The organism is Anaerocolumna jejuensis DSM 15929, assembly GCF_900142215.1.
Taxonomy (GTDB): Bacteria; Bacillota; Clostridia; order Lachnospirales; family Lachnospiraceae; genus Anaerocolumna; species Anaerocolumna jejuensis.
The window spans coordinates 274077-298401 of sequence record NZ_FRAC01000007.1; the positions used below are offsets into that span (position 1 = coordinate 274077).

General features: G+C 37.2%; 24 protein-coding genes. 16 read left to right on the forward strand and 8 right to left on the reverse strand.

What is annotated here, in order from left to right:
• The first annotated feature begins 3 nt into the window (after window positions 1-3).
• The 4 genes from BUB77_RS04675 (at window position 4) to BUB77_RS04690 (ending at window position 4691) form a co-directional block, all read left to right on the forward strand.
• The gene (locus BUB77_RS04675) at window positions 4-1440 is read left to right on the forward strand and encodes a class I SAM-dependent DNA methyltransferase (RefSeq protein ID WP_073273413.1); all 1437 of its coding nucleotides are present in this window, start codon (window positions 4-6) and stop codon (window positions 1438-1440) included.
• Window positions 1437-2906 (forward strand): restriction endonuclease subunit S, encoded by a 1470-nt coding sequence (locus BUB77_RS04680; protein ID WP_073273415.1) that lies wholly within the window; start codon window positions 1437-1439, stop codon window positions 2904-2906. Before BUB77_RS04675 ends, BUB77_RS04680 begins: the two co-directional genes overlap by 4 nt.
• Window positions 2906-3463, forward strand: a complete 558-nt coding sequence (locus BUB77_RS04685; RefSeq protein WP_073273417.1) for an ImmA/IrrE family metallo-endopeptidase — start codon at window positions 2906-2908, stop codon at window positions 3461-3463. Before BUB77_RS04680 ends, BUB77_RS04685 begins: the two co-directional genes overlap by 1 nt.
• 76 nt (window positions 3464-3539) lie before the next feature.
• The gene (locus tag BUB77_RS04690) at window positions 3540-4691 is read left to right on the forward strand and encodes a hypothetical protein (protein ID WP_170866577.1); all 1152 of its coding nucleotides are present in this window, start codon (window positions 3540-3542) and stop codon (window positions 4689-4691) included.
• A 910-nt stretch (window positions 4692-5601) separates the two neighbouring features.
• Here BUB77_RS04690 and BUB77_RS04695 read toward each other — a convergent pair.
• From BUB77_RS04695 to BUB77_RS04705, 3 genes are read right to left on the reverse strand one after another with little or no spacing between them, the layout of a single operon-like run.
• A complete protein-coding gene (locus BUB77_RS04695; RefSeq protein ID WP_073273421.1) occupies window positions 5602-6348 on the reverse strand; it encodes an alpha/beta fold hydrolase in 747 nt (248 codons plus the stop codon).
• Window positions 6338-7156, reverse strand: coding sequence for an alpha/beta fold hydrolase (locus BUB77_RS04700; protein ID WP_073273423.1), 819 nt, complete (start codon window positions 7154-7156; stop codon window positions 6338-6340). The genes BUB77_RS04695 and BUB77_RS04700 overlap by 11 nt, the downstream gene beginning before the upstream one ends.
• A gap of 14 nt (window positions 7157-7170) precedes the next feature.
• Window positions 7171-7776, reverse strand: a complete 606-nt coding sequence (locus BUB77_RS04705) for a TetR/AcrR family transcriptional regulator (protein ID WP_073273424.1) — start codon at window positions 7774-7776, stop codon at window positions 7171-7173.
• Between the two features lie 735 nt (window positions 7777-8511).
• Between BUB77_RS04705 and BUB77_RS04710 the strand changes: the two genes are divergently transcribed.
• From BUB77_RS04710 to aac(6'), 4 genes are all read left to right on the forward strand, one after another.
• The gene (locus tag BUB77_RS04710; protein WP_139241107.1) at window positions 8512-9189 is read left to right on the forward strand and encodes a hypothetical protein; all 678 of its coding nucleotides are present in this window, start codon (window positions 8512-8514) and stop codon (window positions 9187-9189) included.
• A gap of 157 nt (window positions 9190-9346) precedes the next feature.
• Complete coding sequence (locus tag BUB77_RS04715) at window positions 9347-10192, forward strand: MBL fold metallo-hydrolase (RefSeq protein WP_073273427.1); 846 nt, start codon at window positions 9347-9349, stop codon at window positions 10190-10192.
• Window positions 10193-10382: 190 nt separating this feature from the next.
• Window positions 10383-11606 carry a DUF5050 domain-containing protein gene (locus tag BUB77_RS04720; RefSeq protein WP_170866578.1) on the forward strand — a complete coding sequence of 408 codons (1224 nt, stop codon included), beginning with the start codon at window positions 10383-10385 and terminating at the stop codon, window positions 11604-11606.
• Window positions 11607-11695: 89 nt separating this feature from the next.
• On the forward strand, window positions 11696-12130 hold the full coding sequence (aac(6'), locus tag BUB77_RS04725) for an aminoglycoside 6'-N-acetyltransferase (protein WP_073273431.1): 435 nt from the start codon (window positions 11696-11698) through the stop codon (window positions 12128-12130).
• Between the two features lie 103 nt (window positions 12131-12233).
• Here aac(6') and BUB77_RS04730 read toward each other — a convergent pair whose 3' ends face one another.
• Together BUB77_RS04730 and BUB77_RS04735 are read right to left on the reverse strand one after the other, a co-directional pair.
• Window positions 12234-12419 (reverse strand): hypothetical protein, encoded by a 186-nt coding sequence (locus BUB77_RS04730; RefSeq protein WP_073273433.1) that lies wholly within the window; start codon window positions 12417-12419, stop codon window positions 12234-12236.
• 155 nt (window positions 12420-12574) lie between these two features.
• Window positions 12575-12916: a winged helix-turn-helix transcriptional regulator gene (locus BUB77_RS04735; RefSeq protein ID WP_073273435.1), complete on the reverse strand. Its 342-nt coding sequence runs from the start codon at window positions 12914-12916 to the stop codon at window positions 12575-12577.
• A 104-nt stretch (window positions 12917-13020) separates the two neighbouring features.
• Here BUB77_RS04735 and BUB77_RS04740 point away from each other — a divergent pair, with 104 nt between their 5' ends.
• Window positions 13021-13404 (forward strand): RidA family protein, encoded by a 384-nt coding sequence (locus BUB77_RS04740; RefSeq protein ID WP_073273437.1) that lies wholly within the window; start codon window positions 13021-13023, stop codon window positions 13402-13404.
• A gap of 313 nt (window positions 13405-13717) precedes the next feature.
• Here the strand turns inward: BUB77_RS04740 and BUB77_RS04745 are convergent, their stop codons facing one another.
• Both BUB77_RS04745 and BUB77_RS04750 read right to left on the reverse strand, forming a co-directional pair.
• Window positions 13718-14680, reverse strand: coding sequence for a helix-turn-helix transcriptional regulator (locus BUB77_RS04745; RefSeq protein WP_073273438.1), 963 nt, complete (start codon window positions 14678-14680; stop codon window positions 13718-13720).
• A 206-nt stretch (window positions 14681-14886) separates the two neighbouring features.
• Complete coding sequence (locus BUB77_RS04750; RefSeq protein WP_073273440.1) at window positions 14887-15357, reverse strand: DUF5301 domain-containing protein; 471 nt, start codon at window positions 15355-15357, stop codon at window positions 14887-14889.
• Window positions 15358-15809: 452 nt separating this feature from the next.
• Here BUB77_RS04750 and BUB77_RS04755 point away from each other — a divergent pair, with 452 nt between their 5' ends.
• From BUB77_RS04755 to BUB77_RS04770, 4 genes are all read left to right on the forward strand, one after another.
• Complete coding sequence (locus BUB77_RS04755; RefSeq protein WP_073273442.1) at window positions 15810-16358, forward strand: GNAT family N-acetyltransferase; 549 nt, start codon at window positions 15810-15812, stop codon at window positions 16356-16358.
• Window positions 16359-16891: 533 nt separating this feature from the next.
• The gene (locus BUB77_RS04760; protein WP_073273444.1) at window positions 16892-17611 is read left to right on the forward strand and encodes a GntR family transcriptional regulator; all 720 of its coding nucleotides are present in this window, start codon (window positions 16892-16894) and stop codon (window positions 17609-17611) included.
• An 18-nt stretch (window positions 17612-17629) separates the two neighbouring features.
• Window positions 17630-18316: a deoxyribose-phosphate aldolase gene (gene deoC / locus BUB77_RS04765; RefSeq protein WP_073273446.1), complete on the forward strand. Its 687-nt coding sequence runs from the start codon at window positions 17630-17632 to the stop codon at window positions 18314-18316.
• A gap of 262 nt (window positions 18317-18578) precedes the next feature.
• The gene (locus tag BUB77_RS04770) at window positions 18579-19640 is read left to right on the forward strand and encodes an NAD(P)-dependent alcohol dehydrogenase (RefSeq protein WP_073273448.1); all 1062 of its coding nucleotides are present in this window, start codon (window positions 18579-18581) and stop codon (window positions 19638-19640) included.
• A 109-nt stretch (window positions 19641-19749) separates the two neighbouring features.
• Here BUB77_RS04770 and BUB77_RS04775 read toward each other — a convergent pair whose 3' ends face one another.
• Window positions 19750-20787: a helix-turn-helix domain-containing protein gene (locus BUB77_RS04775; RefSeq protein WP_073273449.1), complete on the reverse strand. Its 1038-nt coding sequence runs from the start codon at window positions 20785-20787 to the stop codon at window positions 19750-19752.
• Between the two features lie 262 nt (window positions 20788-21049).
• Between BUB77_RS04775 and BUB77_RS04780 the strand changes: the two genes are divergently transcribed.
• The 3 genes from BUB77_RS04780 to BUB77_RS04790 are packed head-to-tail and all read left to right on the forward strand — an operon-like array spanning window position 21050 to window position 24214.
• Window positions 21050-22741, forward strand: coding sequence for a menaquinone biosynthesis decarboxylase (locus BUB77_RS04780; RefSeq protein ID WP_073273450.1), 1692 nt, complete (start codon window positions 21050-21052; stop codon window positions 22739-22741).
• Complete coding sequence (locus BUB77_RS04785) at window positions 22734-23609, forward strand: UbiA-like polyprenyltransferase (RefSeq protein ID WP_207650830.1); 876 nt, start codon at window positions 22734-22736, stop codon at window positions 23607-23609. Before BUB77_RS04780 ends, BUB77_RS04785 begins: the two co-directional genes overlap by 8 nt.
• Window positions 23610-23626: 17 nt before the next feature.
• Window positions 23627-24214, forward strand: a complete 588-nt coding sequence (locus BUB77_RS04790) for a UbiX family flavin prenyltransferase (RefSeq protein WP_073273452.1) — start codon at window positions 23627-23629, stop codon at window positions 24212-24214.
• Window positions 24215-24325 lie beyond the last annotated feature (111 nt).

Sequence of the window (24325 nt, forward strand, 5' to 3'; positions counted from 1 at the left end):
TAAATGAGTATATCAGCTACAATCAAATCTGTGCAGGATATCATGCGCCAGGATGCTGGCGTAGATGGAGATGCACAGAGAATATCACAACTTGTATGGATGCTATTTCTGAAGGTGTTCGATTCTAAGGAGAAAGAATGGGACCTTTTATCAGATAACTATACATTTATTATACCGGATGGATTGCGATGGTCTGATTGGGCTGAGGATGATGAAGGAATTACAGGAGATGAGCTGTTAGACTTTGTGAATAATACATTGTTTAAGACGTTTAAAGACTGGCAGTTAACTGAAAAAACTGACCCGAAAGCTTTTCTGGTAAAATCGATATTCGAGGATAGCTATAACTATATGAAGTCTGGGACGTTAATTCGAAGTGTTATTAATAAACTTAATAATATTGACTTTGATAAGACCAACGACCGTCATTTATTTAATGATATTTATGAGAATATTTTGAGGGATTTGCAGAGCGCAGGTAATTCAGGCGAATATTATACTCCTCGAGCTGTAACACAATTCATGGTGGATATGATTAATCCAAAACTTGGTGAAAAGGTCTTGGATTTTGCATGCGGAACGGGAGGGTTCCTGGTTTGTGCTTTGGAACATTTGCGTAAGCAGGTAAAAAATGTAGAGGATGAAAATATCTTACAGAATTCTATAATAGGTGTAGAGAAGAAACCATTACCTCACATGCTCTGTACTACAAATATGATATTGCATAATATAGATACTCCACAAATCAAGCATGATAACTCATTAAGTTATCCTGTTAGAGATATAAAAGCTAATGAAAAGGTGGACATTATTTTAACTAATCCTCCATTTGGTGGTATTGAAGAAGATGGAATTCAAGATAATTTTCCGACAGCGTTTAAGACAAAAGAAACAGCTGATTTATTCCTTGTTTTACTTATGTATAAATTGAATCAAACAGGAAGAGCGGCAATTGTTCTACCTGATGGTTTCTTGTTTGGTGAAGGTGTAAAAACTGCTATTAAAGAAAAACTACTTAGTGAATTTAACTTGCATACTATTGTTAGATTACCTAATGGTGTATTTGCGCCTTATACGAGTATAAATACAAACTTGCTTTTTTTGGAACGTGGTAAAACTGAGGAAATTTGGTTTTATGAACATCAATTACCCCATGGCTATAAGAATTATACAAAAACAAAGCCGATTAGAATTGAGGAATTTGAGAACGAAAAAGCTTGGTGGGATAGAGAGAACAGAAAACAAACCGACTGTGCATGGAAAGTTAACATTAATGAACTTAAAGCTAGAAATTATAATTTAGATTTTAAAAATCCAAATAAAGAAAATGATGATATTCTATACACAATTTCAGATTTGATTAGTATGATAAGAACCAGTAACAGTAACATAAATATACTATTAACCGAAATTGAGAAAAACGCAGGGGTATCAAAATGAAATATGTGAGATTAAAGGAAATTTTGAGAGAATCTAAGATTGTTTCTGATTCTCCTAACCCTGATAAAAGAATTACTGTTAAATTAAATACGGGTGGAGTAGAGAAAAGAGTGTTAAAAGAAGAAGCTGAAGGAGCAACTAAATATTTCATTCGCCATAAAGGACAGTTCATTTATGGAAAACAGAATCTGTTTAAAGGAGCATTTGGTATCGTTCCGGATGAACTAGATGGTTTTGAATCAACTTCAGATATTCCGTCATTTGATGTGGATGATAGTTGTTATGCTGATTGGATTGTACGATATTTGCAATGCAATAAACTATATAAGAAATTAGAAGGTTTAGCGAAAGGAAGTAGCTCTAAGCGTATACATCCAGAACAATTGTATAATATAGAAATTCCGCTCCCAAATAAGGATGTTCAGAAAACAAAATTAAATGATATTAAAAATGTGGAAGTAATAGTTAAGGAATCGTTACTAAACATTAACAGTCAAGAAAAATATATCACATTACTCCGTCAATCTATTTTGCAACAAGCAATTGAGGGTAAACTTTGCGAGCAAAATCCTGATGATGAGCCTGCGAATATATTTTTTAAGAAAATCCAAGAGGAAAAAGAAAAACTTATTTCAGAAAGGAAAATCAAAAAACACAAAGAGTCGAATCCTATCAACGAAGTGGAAAAACCTTTTGAATTACCACGTGGGTGGGTATGGTGTCGATTGGAGGATATAATTTTTCAATTACCCCAGAATGGCTATTCTCCTAATAGAGTTGATTATATAACTAACACAAAAGTCTTAACATTAACAGCAACGACAAGGGGAATTTTAGATATTAATCAGTACAAGTATGTTGATGATAATATTAGTAAAGCTTCGCATTTGTGGGTAAAGCAAGGGGATATACTTATTCAACGTAGTAATTCAATTGATTATGTTGGAATAGCTTGTTTGTGTGAAGTTGACCTTCAAGGTTACATTTATCCTGATTTAATGATGAAATTACAATGTCTACCAAGTATTAACCTTAAATTTATTTTGCTATGTTTGCGCAGTCCTTATATACGTAATTATTTTCGAAACAAAGCAAGTGGAACTTCTAATAGTATGAAAAAAATCACACAGGGAATTGTAGCAAATACGGTAATTCCACTTCCGCCATTTGCAGAGCAACAACGTATTGTTGAAAAAACAGAGAGGTTAATGGCTCTTTGTGATAAATTAGAGCAAGAAGTTAAAAAAGTAAAAAGTTATTCATCTCAACTTATGGAAGCAGTTTTGCAGGAAGCATTCGGGAGTGAAAAGAGGAGTATTCAAGGCACCATTATAGAATATGTTTCGAAGCCTCAATTACAGCAAAAGCAAATGCAATTTACAGCCGCAGCTCGTGGTAACGTAAAAGAGAGTACTTGGAATAACCTAGTTGCAAGAGCGCTAGAAATTGTTTGCGAGGATAATTAATGGACTGGAGAAGAAGAAAGCAAATTACAAATTTGGTTGATGGTATTTTAGAATGTAATGTTTTGAATCAACCTCCGATTCTACTAATTAAAGATATAATGATTAGACGTGGAATAATTTTTGAAGAACGAGATGAGGATGATGAGGAATTCTGTGGTATTTATATGGTTATGGGTAACACAAAAATTATATTTGTTAACGCTAATCTTTATGAACCACGTAAGAATTTCACAATCGCTCACGAGTTAGGACACCATTTTTTGGGGCATGTATTATCAGAAGGAGCTATAGTATGTGATAAAAGTGCATTTGATACCAAAAATAAAAAGCGTCCTGAACAAGAGAAAGAGGCGGATTATTTTTCGAGTTGTTTTTTAATGCCAAAAAATTTGATGAATAAAAAAATGAAAGAGTTTGAAGGAAGTTATAGTGAGCAAATCTGTATGATTCCAATAGAAAAAGAAGAATATAATGATGCTTTAGTAGAATATCTTTGTACCTTTTTTCAAGTATCCAAAGAGGCCATGCGAATAAGATTAGAAATAGTAAATTGTTGATGCTTTTAAATGGAAATATACTTAATAAGCTCATTATAAGCTGATTCTTAAGAGCTGATTATTATCACAGGGGAGGATGACTAGATTGCAATGTGAATATTGCAAATCTGAAGGTAAAATGTCACGAGAGCACATTATTCCTAAAGGATTTATAAATAATATGAATTTTAAAGAGCAAACGGTATGGTTTGATAAGGCTCCTTCCAGAGTTATAAATAATGAATTAATGATAAAGGATGTTTGTGCAAATTGTAATAATGGAGAGTTGTCAAAATTAGATGCATATGCTTTAAAATTACTAATAAGTTACAATGATAAAATATCTTTTGATACAAAAAAGATTTACTTCAAATATAATTATCATATGTTGACACGATGGCTTTTAAAAGTTTGCTATAATTCAGCGCGAGCCAATGATGCTGATTTTGATATCGGTTTATATCAAGAATATATCAGTTATATTTTAAATAAGGATTATACAGAAGCACTAGATATATCAATATTTGCAATGTTCATGGAAGTGGCATTTGATAAGGAAACACAAGAAGAATGCTATCACTTGAATAAAGATAGAAATTATGAAATTGATTGGTTTCGTATAGCACCTTTCAGAATGGTTAATTTATCAGTATATTATATAGCAATGCGTTGTATTATGATAAATTCCTTAGCTTTTTTAGTTGTTGTATATAATAAAGATACTATATCAAAGAAGACAACAATAGAACAAGAAATTTTAAAGACTTATCCTAATTTTGTTAAATTACTTACAAATAATAAAGCTTGTTTAAAGAAAGATATTAAATTTTGGCATTCATCTTATATGACAAATTATTTATTGAGAGATAACTTTCTTGGTAAAAGAACTAGTAAGATGGATGGGATATTGAAATTGGTTAATATATCCAAAAAAGAAGTATTTGATAGAGACTATAATCAATTAAAATATTTGAAAAATTCATACATGAGTACTAAAGATGATTTAAAAGATTCATATCAAAGTTTTGAATTAATGATGGATGGTTATAATGATGATAAGAGAGAATTATATCAAATTAAAGAAGTTCAAGATTATATTATAGGAATGATTAATAAGTTCCCAGATATTATATGGATATTAAATTTGGAATTATCCTTTTTTCAGGTTATACTCGGGGCGTATATAAATGAAAAAGTGATAAATGATAAAATTGATTCATCTAGACAAATAGATATTAATCAAAAATAGCTAATAGATTTTCAGACTAAGTGTTATATTGGGATTAATAAGTTAACGGATATGTATGCATTTGATTTGAGTAGAAATATAGAATTGACGGAAAAGTTTAAAAAAAATCTATTTAGAAATTTACTATAAAATATGTTTATATTATTGAAAAAAGATATAATACATAATATAATTCTATTATGGTCTGAAAACTACTATATCCCGAGGCACCTCGTATTATCCTTGTGGTAACTCGAATTATCCTCGTCGATAGTAGAAAATGAAATAGAAAATAATGCGAAAGCATCTTAGAAAACAGACCTAGATAGGGCATTAAACCGCCCCGTCTCAGGTCTGTTTTTTTTGTCTTTTCAATTACAGACCACGCAACGCTTCTAACAATTCAACACAGAAAAATCCCTGAAGAAATACAGGGAAATCAAGCGTTCCAGCTCTTTTCGCTTTTTTGAAATGAAGAAAAAGGAATGGAAGAAGAGGAAGAAAAGAGAAGAGAGAATGGTGCTTCTGAAGAAGCATGAAGAGAGAAAAATAGAAGGAAGAATAACCTCGTTAGAGGATAAATGAGATTGCCCCAAACGAGGCTGACGGGGATATTTGCATTTACCCATGACATGATTTGTCGCCGGGTACACTTCAATATCCAAAAGGCAACCCCGCTTATCCTCGTCGACAGTAGAAAATGAAATAGAAAATCATGCGAAAGCATCTAAAATTTCAGACCTGGATAGGGCATTAAACCGCCCCGTCGCAGGTCTGTTTCTTTGTCTTTTCAATTACAGACCACGTGTGGCTTATACTAATTCAATACCAGAAGATCTTAGGAAAATCAAGCGTTCCAGCTCTTTTCATCAGCCGCTGTGGTTAATTATGTATTTAATGGTAATCTGTTGGAATCTGTAGAATCTCGGACTCATAACTTGAATAATTCCTCAAGTAATTCCATATATTTTTGAGGGTATTTTAAACTTATTTCGCCATGTCTCATACCAGGAGCAATATATAGTTCGCTTCCAGAGATTTCTTTATGCAGCCTTTTAGCCGATTTTTGCATGACTGAAATCTCTTTTTCACCCACAATAATCAGCACTTTAGCCTTAGTGCTTGAAATGGATTCTTTTAAATGATATGTTCCATTGCTCAATGTTATATTTATCAGAGATTGCTTCGAAATTTTCATACTATCATTATAGTATATTTCAAGCATATTATTAGGGACACACAGAGATTTTGCTTGCAGTTTTGAAAACCACCTTTGCCTAATTAATCCATAGAAAATCTGATAGGAAGGAACTGTAAAGTTTATAATACCCGTAATTGGATAAACCAAGGCACTTTCAATAATCCCATATTGTGTAATATCATTTCTTTGGGAGAGAACTTCTGTTACAATCTGGGCTCCAATAGATAACCCTGCAATTGCAAAGACCTTTCCGTTACACTGTGTATCTATAAAATGGATCAATTTTGCGGCAGAATCGGGAATACTGGTAAATGTTTCAGCGGCAGCTTCTCCATGTCCATCAATAATAGGTGTAATTACGTGGAATTTCTTTTGAAATTCATCTACGATGGGTATTAATGACCAGTCAGACAGACCACCACCATGGATAAAAATCATTGTTGGAAAATTGTTTTGTCCAGCTTCCTTAAATATCATATGAACCCTTCCCTTGTATAAAATTTTCTATCTCCAGGTTAACTTGTTCTGGATTGTCTCCATTGGAAAAGTGCGCTGCATGGCTAATGATATGCAGAGGATAGCTGGTTGCCTTGGTCCATGCTTTGTTATATTGCTTTACTTTTCCGGTAGTATCACTATCACCAAGTAAGAGTAGTACCGGACAATCAAATTGTACATTCTTATTTTCCTTAGCAAATTTTCCGTATGCAATATCCATTTGCTCGATTATCTCCGCCTTTGATAAAGGGTTTAGCATTTCAATCATTTTTTTGTAAGAATAGTCGGTTTTGGAAACGGATTTTGCCATGCTTTCGCGAAGCATACGGTCAGTAAACCATTTTCCAAGTGGTGCTGCTTGTTTCAACCACCATAAATCTGATTTTGAATAAAACTCAAGTCCAAATGGCGTGGTATTAAGCATTATCATCCTATCCACATTTTCCGGATATCTGTATGCAAATTCCTGACTAGGATAACCGCCCATTGACATACCGACCAAGATAACTTTTTTGATGTTCTCTTTATTTAAGATAGCCTTTAATTCCTTTGCTGTATTCTCATAAGAAAAATTTTGATAAGGCCTTGATAATCCATGTAGAGGTACATCCCATGTAATTACCGTATAGGAGGCTTCAAAATATTCAACCTGTTTTTCAAACATGGTATGATTTGCAGTTAGTCCATGTGTAAATAGGATGCATATTGCATTCTGATTACAATTTCTTGAAATCCAGTAGTGGACACAGCCATTATTAGATTCAAGTTGTTTATGTTCTGCGCTCATAATTTCCTCCTATACTATTTTTGATACACCTTTTCCCACATAAGAATTAATTTTTCAAAATCAGATTTCAGTTTATCGGCATTTATTTCACCCTGCATAAATGCCGTATGTAAATATCCATCCGAAGCCCAAATCATTTCCTGATACATTTGATGTATATCTATATCATCTCTTAACCTTCCGGTATCTATGACTTCAAATGCTTTTTTCTCACTTTCCAGATTGATTTGCTGAAAACTATCCTGGATTTCTTTTTTTACCTCCGTATTTTCCTCATAGTAGGCTCGTAATGAGAATTCACTTATATAAGGATATTCTCTCAGCAAATTGCATTTTCCAATAAGAGAGCGTCTTAGCATTTCAAAATAGTTATTTGTTCCTAAGACATCTTGTTCCTTCATTGCAATACTTGTCAACTCTATTGATTTTTTCCACAAAAATAAGTATAGTTCTTTTTTGTTTTTGAAATGGTAAAAAAGAAGAGCTTTGGAAATACCTGCTCCCAAGGCTATTTCTGCTACAGGGGCCTTCTTATATGTACTCTGGGAAAAAACTTGAAATCCCATATTAATTATTTTCTGTTGTTTGTCTACAGGCAAACTGAAAAAACCTTCATTCATGAAAAACCTCCTGACCAATTTGGTTAGTATATCCTATATGCTAATACGACTGACCCAAATTGTAAAGACCCTGACAGAAAATAGCAGGAGACAGAGCCCCTGCTATCATAATCATTGCATATTTTTTGATTTCTGTATTAACTCTTTTACATCCAACTCGAATGGAAAATCACCAGTAACGATTAACTGCGCGTATATTGGATATATCATTTCAACTGACATACCGTTCTTTACAGCAATTTCAAACCAGCGGATTCTAAAATCAACTGGCACATCCGAGAACAGCAAATCGTATTGTTTGTTTTCTCATAAAATGATATGGCGGTAATAGGTCTCGGCAGCAGATAAGGGGTTAGGAAGGTAATAGATATCATTCGCTTCTAAGTAAACCATCAAGCCCTTTCCGTTATCTATCAGACACAGAAATAATTACACTCTCCTGATTGAACGCTTATAACTGGATTGAATTGAAAAAACTACAGGTTCACATTGCTAAAACTTACCCGATGACTGTTCAAGGAATAACGGAAGCTTCTACAAATAGACACTTGATAAATCCAGGAGCAATTCTCAGAACCTTCCTTATGATTAAATATCTGAGGTTTTTCGGAGAAATTTTTTCGGAATTGTTATGAATCCTTATAAACATATATCAATAGATAAGAGTAGTAATCCAAGATAGTGTGGTGTAAAATGGAAATATGTTGAATAGTTAAACATATATGGGGAGAATTTGTGTTGAAGATATCAATCAATGAAGATGTTTCTGATGTAAAGCTCAGTGAGCTAATGGATTTTGTAATTAGAAAAAGTGATACTATATCTGTGTCCAGATATTATACCGGATTTTTGGATATTGCAGAATTCGAACAAATGCAGGAAAGCTATAAAGAACACATATATAAAGAAAATGCAAGCCGAAGAGAAGCTTATACAAGTAATCGCAATGATTATCAAGCCAGAATAAGCAGTATGTTACATTCGAATACTGAACAGGAGGCATATTCATATTTTGATGAACTCCTGGAGCAGGATTTAAGTATGCTTGAGGGATTGCAATATGATTCTCTTTCAGAAGAACTGAATAAAAAATTCATATCTCAGTCCGATGAATTTAGGAAAACAAAATATACCAGATTTACTCCGGTAACCATGAATCCGGTTTTTGAAATGTGTTTCTTTCAGCTTGGACAAGTCAGTGCTTCAATCATCAATAAAATGAAAGATTTATATGATTTCCCATACCTGATTGATGGCACCGCTTTTGAGGACATAGCTTTTTATAAGAATGATAAGATAATACTTGCCGTATGTTCCCATGAAAGATTTGCTTACCTGAATTTAGCGGAAAATGATTATAAGTTCTTTAAGGAATTAGGAATAGCTCATGAGAAATATGGAACAGAAGAGTGAATTTTTGTAATGGAAATATTGTTTTCCAAAGGAGCTGCCCCGATTTTAGAACCAACAACAGAAACCTGGGGGCTACGCCTGTTATATCGCTGCCCCGGATGGGGATTTGATTGGAATCAGCTCTTTTGATCAGTAAAAAAGAGATGGGAGATTTTATATGAGATTAAAGATAATTGGTTCAGGAGGATGCGTCAGTACACCCAGACCATTATGCCAGTGTAATATTTGTATAGAGGCAAGGGAAAAGGGCTTTCCCTATGCGAGATGCGGCTGCAGCTTGTACATAGAGGATGCTAATATATTGATTGATACACCGGAAGACATTGCCGATGCACTGAATCATGCAGATATTAAGGAAGTCGAGTATCTCCTTTATAGCCATATCGACCCTGACCACACCATGGGGATGCGTGTAATCGAACAATTGAGGCTGGACTGGCTGGCAAATTCCATTGGTATGAAATGTAAGAACCCGATAACAGTAGCTTCCTTACCGTCAATTATAAAAGATATAAAATGCCAGGGAACCAAATACGGTTCTGCACTGGATTATTATGAAAGCATGAATTTAATAGATATTCAGGCATTTACGAGCCTCGACCTTGCTTCCATACATATAGACTTGATACCCGTTGATGAAACAGTAAATGTAGCTGTTTTTGTCTATACTCAGAATTCACATAAGGTGATTTATGCACCATGTGATGTAAAACCATTTCCTGAAAATGATATTTTCATGGATGCTGACTGCCTGATTATTGGGAATACGATTGTAGGGGATGTATTGAAGGATGGTTTTGTCCTGGAAAAAGATAATCCGCTGCGTGGTGAGCTGTTTGTTATGGATGAAATTGTTGAATTGAAAAGTAAATATCATATTAAGAGGGTTATAATAACTCATTTGGAAGAGGACTGGGGAAAATCCTACGATGATTATATGAATTTACAAAAACAATTTGATGGAATTGAATTTGCATATGATGGTTTAGAAATTAATCTTTAGTGAGGGATGTAATGAAACGCATAAGCTGGTACTATTTAAGAACTCAGCACTTTATCCTCAATTTGAAGAAAAAGATAAATTTTATCAATGGATGTGTGATACATTTAAAACAGGAGTGTCTTCATCGACGCAATCTAGGGGGAAAAACGTAATTTTTAATAATATAAATTATTTGAATAAGGAGAAGGCAATGAACACAATAACAAATCGAATACTCAGTTTTATATTAGTCTTTTTTATAATTATCTTTTTAATACCTCAGAATACCCTTATTACCAGTGCAGCAACTAACACAGCGGTTTACGAATATTCACCTATGCTGGAAGGCAGAGGAAATATCTATTATATTCAGAGAGTAGAAGGGGATGAATATTCTTATGACATCTACCAGTTGGAGATTGCCACAGGCAATAAGACGAAGCTCATATCGTCAAAGGAAGATATTTTAGACATGAAGCTTCATAATGACACCCTTTATTATACCAGCTATACAGGGGAAAATGATGTTTATCAGACTTATTCTGTTTCCATCGATGCCAAAGATAAAAAAATTATTTGCAATGGTTACTTCCAATGTCTTGACGACAGCAGTATTTATTATACTGTTATGAAAGGAAAAGAAAGTAAGCTATATAAAAGAGATTATGACAGCAAGAAAGCTACTCTTATTTTTACTGGTAATAAGACCTTACGCTTTGTGAAAAACTTGGATAACACATTTTATTTTACTCAATTTAATGAAGCCTCTACAAAGCTGACAATATACACATTGATGCCGAAGCAGGCAAAGTTGGCTGTTTTGACTAAATACAAGATTACACTGGATGTAACGGAGCGGACATTTCCCATGGTATCCGACATTGCTAAAATAAACGGAGATATTTATTATCAATACGGTTCATATGAGGGCACGGGCAACTATTGGTACGGAACATTAATAAAATTAGATTCCGGTACAAATATAAATTCTGTTATCGCAAAGCAGCTATATGAGGAACAGATCTATCATAACAAGAACAGCATCTTCTATAACGGAACCGATAGTAGCGACAAACATTATATATACAACACAAAGACCGGCAAAACCTCTTCTTATACATATAAGACCACTGGTACAGAAACCTTCAATATTCTGGGAGATAAAACCTATTGTGCAAAAGCGGACGGTAAAGAATTGATTAACATATCCCGTTTTACATCTGGAACTAATAAAAATAATTTGGTCAAATCGTTTATTAAGCTTTCTTACAAGCAAAATAAGAAATATGACTATTTTGCACGTGTAAAACAATATGGTGATTATCTGGTAATCCCTGTGACGTGTATGGATTGCAATGGATTGAGACCAAGTTATGTTAGTGTCACCTGGTTTGTCACTGATTCTGACGGTAAGATACTTGCACAGTTTCGGTGATGGTTCGGGGGGAATTTAATCGAAATATTGGAAATTGGATGCAGTATGCTAAGAAAAAGGATAAGTATATTTAGCGGAGGCAATGAATTATGATAAAACAAGCAGAAGTTGGTGATAGCAGATTTGTTGCAGAATTAGCTATGTTATTGTGGCCAGATAATGAAATTAATGATTTGGAAAAAGAAATGACGGAATATATAGTTTCAGATAAAGGAGTTGTTTTTATATCCTTTATTAAAAATGTGCAAATTGGATTTGCACAGTGCAGCTTGCGGTATGATTATGTTGAAGGAACAGAAAGTAGTCCGGTTGGATATTTGGAAGGTGTTTTTGTAAAAGCAGAATACCGTAAAAGAGGTATTGGAAAAAAGCTGATTCATCAATGTGAAGAATGGGCTGAAAATAAAGGCTGCAGGGAATTTGCAAGCGATTGCGAACTAAATAATACAGATAGCTTAAAGCTTCATTTACAACTTGGTTTTGAGGAAGCAAATAGAATTATTTGTTTTAAGAAAAAACTGTGAGTTCTTGGAATAGTCGACTATTCAAGAATATTGGGAGAAGTTTGGAAAGAAGTCTGGCAGACCCGGATTGAGTCTTAATTGACTTAAGTCCTGGGTCTGTCTTTTATTTTTTATTTCCATTACGCGGATCAGTTGTTGCTTGAGAAAACTGATGACTTGAAGAAGAACGGGCAGAATCACCACTGACATAATCCTGAGTAGTTCCAATACAATCTTCACTGGAATCACCACCGCTGGTATTGCTGCTGTCTGTCTGGTCTGCGCTTGGTGTTGTATTTTTCTTTGCCATTGAGTTGACCTCCTTGTTAAGATTATCTATAGTATTTGTAATCTTAAAAGAAAATATGCTAATGTTGAAATTAACAGCAGCAGATAAATAACGTTATTATTATAAATTGACAGGTAATGATATGTTTGATACTAATCTGCATAATAGGGAGCAGTTTATTGATTTTGATTCTTCGCTCCCCATTCGCATAAACCTTCCAAAACAGGTAAGAGCGTTTCTGCCTTAGCTGTAAGACGGTACTCAACTTTAGGAGGAATTTGAGGATACTCTTTTCGGTCTACCAAACCATCTGATTCCAGCTCTTTCAGTTGTGAACTCAATATTTTAAATGTAATTGAGCCAATTTGTCTTTTTAAGTCATTAAAACGGACTGGCTGGTTTTCTGCTAAAAGGTATATGATAACCATTTTCCATTTACCGCCAATTAATGACAAGGTATATCCAAAAGGTGTATCCTGAATGTTTTTCACTTGACCTTTATATTCAGCCATTCCCATAATTGAACTATCCTTTCTAATAGTACCTATCAATAAAGTGCGTACTATATTTTTATTCACATTCTTGTTATATTAAAGTTACTTTAAAGTAGAGGAGAGAAAAAATGGCTATTATTAAAACTTATAATCATAATCTTTGGGATCATGGTATTTCCCAGGCTTACAGCGTGAATGGCACGATTTATATTTCTGGACAATTTTCCCATGATTCAGAGGGCGTGTTTGTCGGCGAAGGTGATATTGAAATGCAAACTCACCAAACTCTAAAAAACCTTGACCATGTGTTAGCAGAGTTTGATGTCACAAAATCCAATCTCGCTTATGTGGAAATTTATCTGGCAGATGCTGGAGAACATTCGGATTCCGTCATTAGGCTGTTTAAAGAATACTTGGGTCAGCACCGTCCGGCGGGGACTCTTGTAGGAGTGCCGTATTTTGCTTTTTCGGCACAATTAATTGAAATAAGTGCTGTTGCATATACAGACTAATGTATTAAAATAATCTCTATCTGGCTGTCAGGTTGGGATGCTCCTTATAGGAATATCAAAGTCTTCCGATATTTATGCATAAGAATTATACTGTAAAATAATTAAAAAAGCAAGAAATCTCAAACAGCAGCTTCACATCTCAAACAGCAGCTTCACAAAAGTCATAAGGAATGAGCAGATAAAAAGATTGCTGCCAAGACAATTACCCACGTGCCATTCAAGCTCCGAAACAGCAGAACATTACTGTTTCGGAGCTTTTTATATAAATTGCATGCCGTTCTGACATGAGTTTACACAGATTTTGAAGCGGGCTCTATGCATATTTCAGAGCCAAATCATTCAATTCTTCCGTCAATTTTGCATTTCCTATTTTAGTAGCAAAAGGAACAAAAAATTCAATCGTTTCTTTTGCTTTCATCTGTTGTGCGTGTTTGTCCATAAATTCAACGGTTCTCATATTGTGAAGCCGTTCAGCTAACTTTATTGTCAGTATATCTTCATCTGCGGCAGGAAAAGTTATGTTAAAATTGGCCAGCCCTGATAAAATATGCCTAATGTTACTTGAAAATTCTTTTTCAATTGATTTAGCTTCGGTATTTGTCTTGGTTAATATATCACACATCATACCGGATATAATTACATCTTCACGCGCTTCCAGGTAAGCTAAGAGGATAGCAACATTTAGCGGGTGAGTGATGTATTCGTCACCGGAATGTCGGGTGATTCCTTTGTATGCTTCACAGGTAAAGGCATAGGCCTTTTCGAATTTTGTTGTGTTATAATTTAAATTGTTATCTTGGATTAACTCCAACAATTTTTCAAATAATTCTTCCTTGGAAGAATGAATATCCATCTTATCTAAAAAAATATGACTCATACTATGTTTCCCTCCTAATACTGAAAAATGTAGTTTCATTACTTTAAGCATGGAAGGAGAAAATCCGAATTCATTCAGAAATGCTTTTGTAAAGCCGCTATGGGAATCATAACCATACTTTAACGCCACGTCAATTATTTTTTCACCATTCAGCAGATCTGTTGATGCAAAGGTCAATCTTCTTCGTTTGACATATTCCATAACAGATAGGCCGATGTATTGCTTAAAAACTCTTTCAAAATAGAATTTTGAATATCCGGAATGCCCGGAAATATCATTTAACTTCAATGGTTTATTAAGATTGCTGTCAATAAATTTAAGAGATTCAACAATAACGAATTTTATTTCATCGGTAAGCTTAATATTATCATTCAAATTTGGTGTTTTCTCTCCTTCCATATATTTATTAGTTTCCACATGTGGTAAGTATAATATAAATCATATTCTAAAATAATTCTTTTCCATTCTTGCGGTGAATACCAAAAAACATACTTCTTTCCAATATCACGAATTTACACCTACCCGGTACTTTGGGGGTAGATATTAGAGCTGAGCGGGCTTACGTACAAACATTGGACAAAGGCGTAAGCCGTGCCAATGTGAAGTTAGTGAGTGTTCTTTTCATAAAATGCATATATTGAGGTATTTGCCTCCTTGTCAATCCTGTATATTCCAACATATGGCTCCTCCAGGTAGCAGTGGTTTCCAGCTGAGAAAAGATACAGCTTTTTCTCGCCTTCCTTCATTTTTAGCCTGATTATAAGATAGTTATCCTCGTTGGGTGAGTCGTTTACAGACTGTCTTGAGGTCTTTCTTGACCGGGAGAGGGCAGATAAAATAGCTTCCATATCGGTGGTATCTGTTACAGTGACAATTCCGGTACTTTTATCCTCCTTGATTTGTTCCATCTCCATAGATAAGAGGGTGGATGTACTGGGAAGTTGTATTGGTTGTGACGGTATAGAATGCGCCTGTATTGCAAGCAGAAATATAAGGGCGGCAGCACAGACTGACACAGCAGCTAAAGAAATCCAGAAACATGTCTTTTTCAAGCTCTTTAAAATCATCTTATTCATAACATCCCCCCTTGATAGGATAACAGCGGCTTTTTAATTTTATTGTCTCAGCATATTTTTGTAATGAAAGAAACACTGCGGCAAACTTTTCAGTTCTGCCTGTTACTGCTTAAAAATTTAAAAAATATATCGCATTTTTAAAGTTATATCCAGCCTAATATATTCGACTGGCATTGTCAACACTTCCTAATAACTGTTCCTGCGGAGGGAGTGAAACAAAATAAATGGATAAAAGATTTAAAGAGTGGTTATTGCAGCCCATATTCCTGCACCAATATGGGTGTTGACTTTTTCCCTATCGTTTATAATAATAAACAATAGGGGAAAAGGATAAAAGGATGTTAAATGAATGCCATGTATTTGAAGAATTTTACCGAATGTAATGTTGAAATCCAGTAAATTTAAAAAACGAAAAATAGTGTTACTGCTAAGCAATAAATGGGAGAGTTAATATGAGAATAGAAACAGAATTTCTGATAATCCGCAATTTTGAACTGAAGGATGAAAGTGACTTATGTGAATATATGCTGCAGCGGGTCAATGCTGAGTTTGAAGCGTACCCGGATTTTACCCGGGAAAAGGCCGGAGAAGAAATCCAATACCGGTCAAAAAGTGATGAGTTTTATGCGATTGAGTTAAAAGCAGAGCATAAGGTTATCGGTAATATTTACCTGGGGAAAAGAGATTTTAATTCCCGGGAGCTGGGCTATGTGTTAAATGAAAAGTACCAGAAGAAGGGCTATGGAAGTGAAGCCGGAAAGGCAGCGGTAGACTATGCTTTTACACAGGGGCTGCATAGAATTTATGCAGAGTGTGCTCCGCAAAACACCTCTTCCTGGAAGCTTATGGAGAAGATTGGATTAAAAAGAGAAGCTCATTTTCGAAAAAATGTCTCTTTTCATTCGGATGCAAATGGAAACCCCATTTATTGGGATACATATGTATATGCAGCCTTGAATCCCAAGGAAGAGTTCCCGCTGGTTAAGGATATAGTACTTTAACAAAAAAATTATTAAAATCATTATACAGGATACGGATACTTTTATATATGATTCGGGTGTCATAAGTTAATCTCAATAAACATGACATTCTGACGCCTGAATCAAATATATGATTTAAATATCTATGTCTTCGGTTATATCCAATATATCCGTTAAATTATTATCAATTGTACCCTTATCCTCACAAAGAATAAATTTCAGATCATCGGAGTATAACTCTGTATGTAACTCATAGGAGATGCGCTGAAATAAGACATTCTTTTGTGATAAAGTCAGCTTCCAATTAACCAGCGTTTTTCTATTTATGACCTCCCCAATACCTACATATCATCTTTTGTCCCGAAAGTTTTGCATTATCTGGGGCTGGAGTTTTGCATTATCTGGGGCTGGAGCTATGCATTATCTAAGGCTGGATTTTCGCATTATTTAAGGCTGAAGTATTGTATTTACTTTGATATTAATAAAACTAATGTTATAATTAGAATCGATTTAATCTGGAAATTACCCACTGGAAGGAAAGGAGGCGTTATTACATGGCTAAAGTTCCGGCTTATAAGATTGTTTATGATGCGCTAAAAAAGAAAATTCAGGATGGAACCTATCCGGTATCTGAATTACTGCCGACGGAGCCTGAGCTTGAAAAGATATTTCAGGTAAGCCGCACCACGATAAGAAGTGCCATAGAAGTACTGAGGGAAGAAGGCCTGGTCGAAGTGAAGCAGGGCAGAGGTACTATGGTATTGGATTACAGAACAAAGCAGGATTTGGACAAGGTCACCTCGGTTACGGAGTCCTTAAGAAGACGGGGATATGATGTGCGGACGAAAAGCATGTATATTGATATTATACCCGCCGGCGAAGAGCTTGGGAAGGAACTGCAGCTAAAATACGGAGAACCGGTAGCCAGGGTTCAAAGGATTCAGCTTGCCAATGAAAAGCCCATTGCCATTATGAAAAATTATATTCCCTATGGGCTTGTTCCAAATTTGGAGCAGTTTACCAATAAGTTCTCCGGATTATACCAGTTTTTAGAAGAACATTACCAGCTGGAAATCAATTCTTCCAATGACAAGATATATGCAAAGTCGGCAGATTTTACAGAATCTGAAATGCTTGCAGTGCAGCCGGGGACAGCACTTCTTTGTATCCGCCGCATTTGCTATGGGAGCAAGGAGGCAATTTGTGTCGACGATGTTTCCATACTGGGAAGTCAATATGAGCTTGTAATTACTGCCAATGGGCGGTATAAATAGAAATTGGAGGTTAAAACTATGAATGATTTGGGGTTAGAGATGCTTCCGGAAGTAATTGATATCAGCTGTGTGAAATCCAATCACACGTTAGAAGACTTGAACCAGATGATTGCTGCGGCAAACAAATACAAGTTTATCTGTGCCTTTGCCCTGCCCAGCATGACTCCGTATTTAATTGAAAAGCTGAAGGGAAAATCCCGCACAAGAGTAGGAGGAACCGTAGGCTTCCCATCTGGTTGCGATACAACGGAAAGCAAAGTATTTCAGGCCAGACAATTGCTGGAAATGGGCTGTGAGGAATTGGACATGGTAATAAATATCACTCAGTTGAAAATTCATAATGATGAATTTGTTTATCAGGACATAAAAGCAGTTGTGGATACAGCACAGGGAATACCTGTAAAGACGATTCTGGAAGTAACACTGCTGACGGAAGATGAGTTAATAACCGCATGCCAGATTGCCGAAAGGGCCGGAGCTGCCTTTATCAAAACAGGTACGGGCTGGTGCAGTGAGCCTACGGAGGTTCAGCATATTAAACTTATAAAGTCGGTTATTGGCCCCCGGACTAAAATTAAAGCCGCCGGAGGAATACGTAATCTGTCCGGGCTGCTTGAAATGCAAAAAGCAGGGTGCGACCGTTTTGGCATTTCTGTCAATTCGGCCTTACATATCATGGAAGAGGCGGAAAAAGCAATGCGATAAATCAATCTTGGCAAATTCATCATATTTTTTCAGGTATTCTTACTATATTTTCAGCAATATCCTATAACATTATAAAAGCTTTTCGAAACATCATTATATTCATTTAAAGTAAAAGTATGCATTTATATATGTGATAAATTTTCTCAATTCATTATTAAAATTAAATATGAATTATATTTGACTAAGAAAAGATTATGATGTATAATACCCACGTAGAATTGTTAAAAATATAACAATAATAGTTGAAAAGGAGTTGTTTATTATGAAAGGTTTTGCGATGTTGGGTATTGGTAAAACAGGATGGGTTGAAAAGGAAAAGCCGGTCTGCGGCCCCATGGATGCCATCTGCCGTCCCATTGTACTTGCCCCCTGCACATCTGATATCCATACCGTTTGGGAAGGTGCCATTGGTGAGCGCCACGATATGATTCTGGGTCACGAAGCAGTTGCGGAAGTAGTGGAAGTCGGAAGTTATGTAAAAGATTTTAAACCTGGTGACAGGGTAATCATACCTGCCATTACACCTGATTGGAATTCGGTTGAAGCTCAGGGCGGCTATCAAATGCATTCCGGCGGAATGCTTGCAGGCTGGAAATTTTCCAATTTCAAAGATGGTGTTTTCGCTGAGTTATTCCATGTTAACGACGCAGACGGTAACTTAGCCTTATTACCGGAGGGGATGGACCCCGTGGCTGCCTGTATGCTTTCCGATATGGTTCCTACCGGTTTTCACGGAGTTGAGCTTGCAGATGTACAGTTTGGTGACAGTGTGACAGTAATTGGAATCGGACCTGTTGGACTTATGTCTGTAGCAGGCGCAGCCATTCGTGGTGCATCCAGCATTTATGCAGTAGGCTCCCGTCCTAACTGTGTTCAGCTTGCCAAAGAATATGGTGCTACCGATATTGTCAATTACCGTGAAGGCGATATTGTAGAGCAGATCATGAAAAAAACCGATGGAAAAGGCGTGGACCGTGTTATTATTGCCGGAGGAGATGTAGATACCTTTGCTCAGGCAATTACCATGTTAAAGCCCGGCGGAAAAATCGGCAACGTGAATTACCTGGGTGAAGGTGATTACATAAAGATTCCCCGTCTGGAATGGGGATGCGGCATGGGCCATAAGATTATTGCAGGCGGCCTTATGCCTGGCGGAAGATTAAGGATGGAAAAACTTGCATCCCTTATTTCAACCGGCAGACTGGATGCGGGCAAATTAGTTACACACCGCTTTGAAGGGCTGGATAGTATTGGAGAAGCGCTTATGTTAATGAAGGATAAGCCAAAGGATTTAATCAAACCAGTTGTAACTATTAAGTGGTAGGATATAGTATAGGGCTGGAGACCGCAGGTCTCTAGCCTTTTATTTTATAAAGAAAGGAACTATTAATACCAGAAAAGTTCCAGGCTTTTTACGGTATCAGATATTATATTTACTTTTCTAATCTTTGAAATAGTTTCTTAGCAGCAGGCTCATTTTTAATAAAATCAAGTTCCGCATTATTTTTCAAGGAATTTCGAAGCACTTTCTTTGAAGCATCAGGATTAGTACTTTTATAAAACCTGACATGGGAATAAAGCTTGGAAGCTTTATATTCCTCATAAGTATCAATGCCGTTGATCATATGCTCCAGCATTTCGATTCCTTGTGGGATATCTTTCTTTTCTACTGCCAGAAGGAAGTTGGAGGTATATGCGGTATAATCACCTAAATCCAGAGCTGCTGCAATAATCCTTGATAGATCCGCATACTTTTCAGCCTCTGTATATTTCTTTTCCGTACACAGCAAATGGCAGATCATCTGTAAGACATTGCTGAGTTCCTGGGCTCCCTTATAAAGTATATTCTCGTATATTTCATAGGCATCGTCATATCTGGCTTGTTTTTCGTAAAGGATAGCCTGTGTAAATCGTTTATCAAAGCCTAAGGGTTGTATTTCATCCAGATACTGCTGGGCTTTTTCATATATACCTTTTGTCATATAATAACCTGTCAATGAGGACTTTGCCAGGTTGATAATTTTTTCATCCTTGCTTGTTAAAGCTACCTCATACCAGCCAACTATCTTATTTTCATATATTTCCGGATTTTCAATTTCTTTCACTATAAGGTGAACTCTTAGTATATCAGCAATATTCAGCCTCAACATATCATAGTTAGGATATTCCTTGATCAAAGCTTCTCCCTTTTCAAATCCTGCAGTAAAACCATCCTTTTGTATACTATCGGAAATGCCTTTTACCAGCTGCCTGCATTCGGCATCCGATAATTCTTCGTGAAAAGACAGTAAGGTATCCACATCAGTTTTTAAAATACGGGCAAGGGGAGCTAAAAGAGTAATATCCGGATAGGATATTCCATTTTCCCATTTGTTAACGGCGGGAGCTGTTACCCCCAAATAATTGGCTACCTGCTCCTGGGTAAGATTTTCATCCTTCCGGTACTTTCGTATGATTTCATTTATTTTCATTCAAATGCATCTCCAATCTGCTATAGTGACGAGGCCTTCGCTACCTATAGAATAGCAAAGACCTTATAATTTCACAAGTGAACGGTTATCATAATTCCTTCATGAAAATTAACTGCTGGTTATATTGCGTTTGCCATTATGAACACAGAATCGCTTCTTGTAATGATTGGTTTATTCTGGTATAGTAGTGATGTGCAGGACAGTCCGCAATCAGGTGGACTGCCACGTTTAAGAGAGAAATTATGAATGCAGGTAAACAAAGATGTCATACAGGGATTTACAAGGATTTATAAAGGTACTGGAGAAGAATGGAGAGCTTAAGAGGATAACCTGTGAGGTATCACCTATATTGGAGATAACGGAAATTACAGACCGTATTTCCAAGAAAAACGGCAGTGCCCTGTTATTTGAAAATGTCACAGGCTCGCCTTACCCGCTGCTTATCAATGCCATGGGCAGCTTCCGGCGGATGGACCTGGCTTTGGAGGCGGAGAGTACGGATGCCATAGCAGAGGAAATCAGGGAATATCTGAACCTTAGGAATTATTTGTCTGTGGCGGGAATCCTTAAGAGTATTCCAAGGCTTTTCCGGCTACTATATGCGCTTCCCATAAAGCGGCCGGGAAGAGGAAAATGCCAGCAGGTTATTGAAAAGAATGTAAACTTAAATCAATTGCCGGTCTTAAAGTGCTGGCCCATGGATGCAGGGAGGTTTTTTACCCTGCCTTTAGTTTTTACAAAGGACAGGCATAGCGGGCAGCAGAATGTCGGTATGTACCGGATGCAGATCTTGGACGATGAAACAACGGCGATGCACTGGCATAAGCATAAGGACGGCTCCCAAATATACAAGGATTACCAGGAGAAGGGAGAGCGGATGCCGGTTTCCGTAGCATTGGGCTGTGACCCGGCCATAACCTATGCGGCTACGGCTCCCCTTCCCAAGATGCTTGATGAAATGATGCTTGCAGGATGGCTGCGCAGAGCCAATGTAACACTGGTAAAATGCATTACCAATGATATTTATGTACCTTCTAATGCGGAATTTGTACTGGAAGGCTATGTGGATACAAAAGAGGAACCAGTACTGGAGGGGCCTTTTGGGGACCATACGGGATATTATTCTCTGGCGGATTATTATCCTAAATTCCATGTGACCTGTATCACCCATAGAAAAAGGCCGGTGTATCCGGCAACGGTAGTAGGCCGGCCGCCCATGGAGGACTGCTATATGGCAAAGGCTACGGAGCGTATATTCCTGCCCTTTTTGAAGCTGCAGATACCGGAATTAAAGGATATGAATCTTCCGCTGGAGGGAGTTTTCCATAACTGCGCTATTCTTTCCGTGCATTCCGCTTATCCCGGCTGTGCCAGAAAAGTCATGAATGCGGTATGGGGCATGGGGCAGATGATGTATACCAAGCTGATTATTGTGGTGAAGGACAGTGTTGATGTACAAAACCTAAGGGAAGTAGAAGAAGCAGTCCTGTTAAATGTCAGCGGCCTGGAGGATTTGGTCCTGTGTGAAGGACCGCTGGATGCCCTGGACCACTCCTCTAACCGGGCTTTGTACGGCACGCGCCTTGGTGTGGATGCCACAAGGGAGGGAACCCCTTCAGGAAGGGAGCATTACAGCGTAATCAATGTGAACAAAACTTATCCGGGAGAAGCAATGGACAGGCTGAAAGAGCGGTTAGGCGATTCGGAAGATAAATTTGTCATAGCCGTTGACGGCAATGTGGAGAAGGAGGACATTTCTCTGGTAATGTGGAAGCTGTTCAATAATATCGATGGGAAGCGGGACCTGATAGTTTATGGCAGCAGAATCGGTATTGATGCCACGAAAAAATGGAAGGAAGAAGGAATTACCAGAGAGTGGCCGGAGGATATCCTTATGTCGGAAGACATCAAAGAACTGGTAAGCAGAAGATGGGAGGAATACGGACTTGATTAATATAGTGAGCAAAGGGGTAGAGAAATTAAGACAGTATGGCAAGCTTGTGATGTTTTCCCATACGATTTTTTCCTTAAGCTTTGCCGTTGTATCCATGGTACTTGCCTCCAAAGGAATTCCGGATATCAAAACGGTATTTTTCATCCTGGTATGCTTCCTGGGAGCCAGAACGGGAGCAAATGCCATCAACCGTGTCATAGATGCAGAAATCGATGCCAGAAATCCCAGAACAAAGGGAAGGCAGATACCAAGGGGAGAGGTAAAGAAAGGGGAAGTAGTGGCTTTTACTGCAGTCTGCTTCCTGATAATGCTTTACGGAGCATACCGGCTGAATATCATATGCCTTTTGCTGTCTCCGGTTGCCCTGGTACTTTTGACCGGCTATTCCTATACGAAGCGGTTCACCTTTCTCTGCCATTTTATACTGGGAGTTACCTGTGCCTGTGCACCGGTAGGAGCATGGCTGGCTGTCAGGGGAAGCTTAAGTCTGTTACCTTTGTTTTTAGGAGCAGCCAATACCTTATGGGTAGCTGGCTTTGATATCATATATGGGTGCCAGGATTATGACTTTGACAGGGAAAATGAACTTCATTCGGTAGCGGTACAATTCGGAGTGAAAAATGCCCTGAGGATAGCGGCCCTGCTGCATACCGTAACCTTGATATGCCTGATAGCGGCAGGTATCCTTGCGCCGGAGCTGGGCATTGTCTATTTTATCGGAATAGCGCTTATTGCAGCGCTTTTTGTGACGGAATACCGTATGGTATCCCCGGAGAATCTGGTGAATGTTAATATTGCGTCCTACAGTGTAAATCAGCTTGTCAGTATTGTGTTCCTGGTATTTGGGCTTGCGGATGCATTTTTATAAAGGTATTGGGAGGATGTATGAAAAAGTTGATCATAGCGGTAACGGGAGCAAGCGGCTCCGTTTATTTTAAGAGGCTTGTCGACTGTCTTTTGCCGAAAGAAATAGAACTGCATATCATTGCTACGGAACATGGAAGCCAGGTATTTGAATATGAAATGGGGATTAGCCTTAAAAAGCAGATGGAGGAATGGCAGAGAAATAACGGACATATTATTTGGGAGGACAATGAGAATCTCTTCTCCCCGGTTGCCAGCGGCTCCTACCAATGTGATGCCATGGCGGTAATCCCCTGTTCCATGTCCACAGCGGCGGAAATTGCAAATGGTATAACAAAATCCCTGCTTACAAGAGCAGCGGATGTAATGTTAAAGGAGAACAGGAAGCTTCTTTTAGTACCCAGGGAAACACCTATGTCTACAATACATCTGAAGAATCTGTATGAGCTGTCAAGGCTCGGAGTCACGGTATTACCGGCAATGCCCGGATTTTACAGCCATCCTGAGACAATGATGGATTTGGTGGACTTTGTTGTGGGTAAGACCCTTGATAGCCTTGGGGTTCAAAATGACTGTTATAAGAGATGGGAAGGAAACAGCGAAGCATGAAAGAAAGGCGCTTTCGCACTCTATTATTTAAGGCAGTACCGCAGACAAGCCTGCGGTATGCAATGGGAGCAAGTGTGAAAGAAAGGAGCTTTTCACACTCTATTATTTAAG

What these genes read in the sequence shown, in the direction of transcription:
- BUB77_RS04770 (WP_073273448.1), top strand. Translation starts at nt 18,579, where the DNA reads ATGAAAGGTTTTGCGATGTTGGGTATTGGTAAAACAGGATGGGTTGAA.
- deoC (WP_073273446.1), top strand. Translation starts at nt 17,630, where the DNA reads ATGAATGATTTGGGGTTAGAGATGCTTCCGGAAGTAATTGATATCAGC.
- BUB77_RS04735 (WP_073273435.1), bottom strand. Translation starts at nt 12,916, where the DNA reads ATGGGAATGGCTGAATATAAAGGTCAAGTGAAAAACATTCAGGATACA.
- BUB77_RS04745 (WP_073273438.1), bottom strand. Translation starts at nt 14,680, where the DNA reads ATGGAAGGAGAGAAAACACCAAATTTGAATGATAATATTAAGCTTACC.
- BUB77_RS04690 (WP_170866577.1), top strand. Translation starts at nt 3,540, where the DNA reads ATGACTAGATTGCAATGTGAATATTGCAAATCTGAAGGTAAAATGTCA.
- BUB77_RS04680 (WP_073273415.1), top strand. Translation starts at nt 1,437, where the DNA reads ATGAAATATGTGAGATTAAAGGAAATTTTGAGAGAATCTAAGATTGTT.
- BUB77_RS04740 (WP_073273437.1), top strand. Translation starts at nt 13,021, where the DNA reads ATGGCTATTATTAAAACTTATAATCATAATCTTTGGGATCATGGTATT.
- BUB77_RS04790 (WP_073273452.1), top strand. Translation starts at nt 23,627, where the DNA reads ATGAAAAAGTTGATCATAGCGGTAACGGGAGCAAGCGGCTCCGTTTAT.
- BUB77_RS04720 (WP_170866578.1), top strand. Translation starts at nt 10,383, where the DNA reads ATGAACACAATAACAAATCGAATACTCAGTTTTATATTAGTCTTTTTT.
- BUB77_RS04750 (WP_073273440.1), bottom strand. Translation starts at nt 15,357, where the DNA reads ATGAATAAGATGATTTTAAAGAGCTTGAAAAAGACATGTTTCTGGATT.
- BUB77_RS04715 (WP_073273427.1), top strand. Translation starts at nt 9,347, where the DNA reads ATGAGATTAAAGATAATTGGTTCAGGAGGATGCGTCAGTACACCCAGA.
- BUB77_RS04685 (WP_073273417.1), top strand. Translation starts at nt 2,906, where the DNA reads ATGGACTGGAGAAGAAGAAAGCAAATTACAAATTTGGTTGATGGTATT.
- BUB77_RS04695 (WP_073273421.1), bottom strand. Translation starts at nt 6,348, where the DNA reads ATGATATTTAAGGAAGCTGGACAAAACAATTTTCCAACAATGATTTTT.
- BUB77_RS04760 (WP_073273444.1), top strand. Translation starts at nt 16,892, where the DNA reads ATGGCTAAAGTTCCGGCTTATAAGATTGTTTATGATGCGCTAAAAAAG.
- BUB77_RS04730 (WP_073273433.1), bottom strand. Translation starts at nt 12,419, where the DNA reads ATGGCAAAGAAAAATACAACACCAAGCGCAGACCAGACAGACAGCAGC.
- BUB77_RS04675 (WP_073273413.1), top strand. Translation starts at nt 4, where the DNA reads ATGAGTATATCAGCTACAATCAAATCTGTGCAGGATATCATGCGCCAG.
- BUB77_RS04700 (WP_073273423.1), bottom strand. Translation starts at nt 7,156, where the DNA reads ATGAGCGCAGAACATAAACAACTTGAATCTAATAATGGCTGTGTCCAC.
- BUB77_RS04755 (WP_073273442.1), top strand. Translation starts at nt 15,810, where the DNA reads ATGAGAATAGAAACAGAATTTCTGATAATCCGCAATTTTGAACTGAAG.
- BUB77_RS04780 (WP_073273450.1), top strand. Translation starts at nt 21,050, where the DNA reads ATGTCATACAGGGATTTACAAGGATTTATAAAGGTACTGGAGAAGAAT.
- BUB77_RS04705 (WP_073273424.1), bottom strand. Translation starts at nt 7,776, where the DNA reads ATGAATGAAGGTTTTTTCAGTTTGCCTGTAGACAAACAACAGAAAATA.
- BUB77_RS04775 (WP_073273449.1), bottom strand. Translation starts at nt 20,787, where the DNA reads ATGAAAATAAATGAAATCATACGAAAGTACCGGAAGGATGAAAATCTT.